The organism is Colwellia hornerae, assembly GCF_007954355.1.
In the GTDB taxonomy this organism is placed as follows: domain Bacteria; phylum Pseudomonadota; class Gammaproteobacteria; order Enterobacterales; family Alteromonadaceae; genus Colwellia_A; species Colwellia_A hornerae.
In genome coordinates, this window is the sequence record NZ_VOLR01000067.1 from 1 (window position 1) to 2,043 (window position 2,043).

Annotated in this window: 3 protein-coding genes and 1 pseudogene; 3 read left to right on the plus strand and 1 reads right to left on the minus strand. The window is 37.6% G+C overall.

Going from position 1 to position 2,043, the window contains the following annotated elements:
• Positions 1 to 105: 105 nt before the first annotated feature.
• Complete coding sequence (locus ESZ26_RS18920; protein WP_146801347.1) at positions 106 to 750, plus strand: RHS repeat-associated core domain-containing protein; 645 nt, start codon at positions 106 to 108, stop codon at positions 748 to 750.
• A gap of 14 nt (positions 751 to 764) precedes the next feature.
• The gene (locus tag ESZ26_RS18925) at positions 765 to 1,475 is read left to right on the plus strand and encodes a hypothetical protein (RefSeq protein ID WP_146801349.1); all 711 of its coding nucleotides are present in this window, start codon (positions 765 to 767) and stop codon (positions 1,473 to 1,475) included.
• A 23-nt stretch (positions 1,476 to 1,498) separates the two neighbouring features.
• Here ESZ26_RS18925 and ESZ26_RS18930 read toward each other — a convergent pair.
• A pseudogene (locus ESZ26_RS18930) lies at positions 1,499 to 1,651 on the minus strand (IS256 family transposase); the annotation flags it as partial.
• An 88-nt stretch (positions 1,652 to 1,739) separates the two neighbouring features.
• Between ESZ26_RS18930 and ESZ26_RS18935 the strand changes: the two are divergent.
• Positions 1,740 to 2,043 (plus strand): transposase (locus ESZ26_RS18935; RefSeq protein WP_483400381.1); only part of this gene is annotated, 304 nt, incomplete at its 3' end.

Below are 2,043 nucleotides of genomic sequence, written 5' to 3' on the forward strand. Positions count from 1 at the left end.
TTCGTTAAGGATAGTTCGCCATTGCTCATGGCTTCGCGTTATTTTCATAAGTTACTCCAAATAATTGTTTGAAGTAACTTAACTTGATCACGAGTGAATATTTAGATGCACTTTGCCAGACGCTTACGATTCACTAATGTTCATACATTTAATCGGTATGCCTATGCAAATAATAATCCTTATAAGTATGTAGATCCTGATGGACAGTTAGCTATACATTGGCATGGAGGGATTACTTTCGTAGCAGCGCTAAATTCGGGACATAGTTTAAGTGATAGCTTAAGTATTGGTTACCGTGCAATGCAAGCTGATTGGGAAGAAGGTTCTCAAGGTTCAACGGAATCGGCCTGTGCTAGACATGCCATGGAATGTCCAAATTCAAATCCTCAAGCAGCAAAGTTAAATCATGCAAAATTAATCACAGGAGCATTAAATTCAGGTGATTTAGGCTTGGCTTCCCATGCTATACAAGATCAATTTGCAGGAGGGCATCGTGGATTTTCTTTTTGGCCTGGTAGTTTTGGTAATTTAGGTTTTTGGGGGTCAGCCAAGCATCTACTTGCAGATATATTCCCATCTTTTTCCACAATATCTTCTTCATACTCGGCAACTAAAACTGCTATAAGTGGTAATAAAAACAGCAAACCGAGTGGTGGCAGCAAGCCTGGGGCAGGAAACAGAAGGGGTGGATCTTTATGTGGTACGCTTAAATGTAAAGAAGACAACCAAGAACGTAACAAATTTAGATAGAAGGAAGATTCAATATGGTTAAAAATTATTTAGCTAAATCAGTTTTGTTTAGTTTATCAATGCTTGTATCACTTGCTTCATGTGCTGAGCAAGACATAAGTGATACACAAGACATAAGTGATACACGTCAAGACCTCCCTGAAAGAGGATATTACAGTGATAATCCAAAAGATTATGATCTTGGAAACTTATCTCGTCCAGAGATACATGAGATAGAAAAAATAACTGAAACTAGTGCATTAGTGGGATTTTCTTGGATTGACATTCCATTGAATTATATTGTACTTATAAGGAATAAAGAGCATTCATGTGCTGTTAAGTTTACTTCAATTGAGAGAGGAAATAACAAGAAAGCTCCCAGCAGCTTTCATTCAGGTACAGAGTCATTTAAAGCAAAATATGATTTTTTAAGTTTAGGCAGAAATAAAGACAACTCATTTCCTAAGAAGTCTCGAAACAATATATTGGAGTTAAATGCGGCAATAGGTATTGGGAGGTTAACCATTCAGCCAGGCCAATCAGTTATCTATTGTGGAGAGTCTAAGCTTTTGTGGCAATACCCCACAGCAATTATGCTATTTGGAAACGATTTCAATACTTTTTTTACGCCTTTGTTTGTAAAAGATTTGGATGAGGTAAATTTTGATGATTCTGAATTAGAGTGGTATGGATATGATGCAAATAGGAAAATGATTCAACTACCTTTCAAAAATAAGAGCCTGTAACAGATTTTGTGTAACTGCCCGTTTTAAATAAAGTCCTTTAAGCGGTCTTCGAATTCAATCATAAATCGATTCAAGGCCGTTTTCCAGTTTCTTATCGGCATCGTCCATTTCTTGGATGCCGCCTCTATCGCTAGATAAACCACTTTTCTCGCTGAATCATCAGACGGAAATAGCTGAACACTTATTAGGCCACCCATAATAACTGATGCAGTTTTCGCTCAATAAACTAGACTTAAGGTACTTTTATTCAGTCAGGTGACTATTATGCCTAAGCCTCGCTCACAACAAATCAGTTTATTGGACACCCCTTATTATCACATTTGCAGTCGGACGGTACGCAAGGCTTTTTTGTGTGGCGTTGATAAGGAAACGGGGGTGAGTTTTGAGCATCGACGCATATGGATAGAAAAGCGATTATTTAAATTATCTCAGGTATTTTCGATAGATATCTGTGCCTACGCTGTTATGCATAATCATTTACATCTCGTATTGCATGTTGATAGTGAGCAGATGAAAAGCTGGTCAACCGAAGAGGTATTACAACGTTGGCATCAATTATTCAAAGGGA

What these genes read in the sequence shown, in the direction of transcription:
- ESZ26_RS18920 (WP_146801347.1), top strand. Translation starts at nt 106, where the DNA reads ATGCACTTTGCCAGACGCTTACGATTCACTAATGTTCATACATTTAAT.
- ESZ26_RS18925 (WP_146801349.1), top strand. Translation starts at nt 765, where the DNA reads ATGGTTAAAAATTATTTAGCTAAATCAGTTTTGTTTAGTTTATCAATG.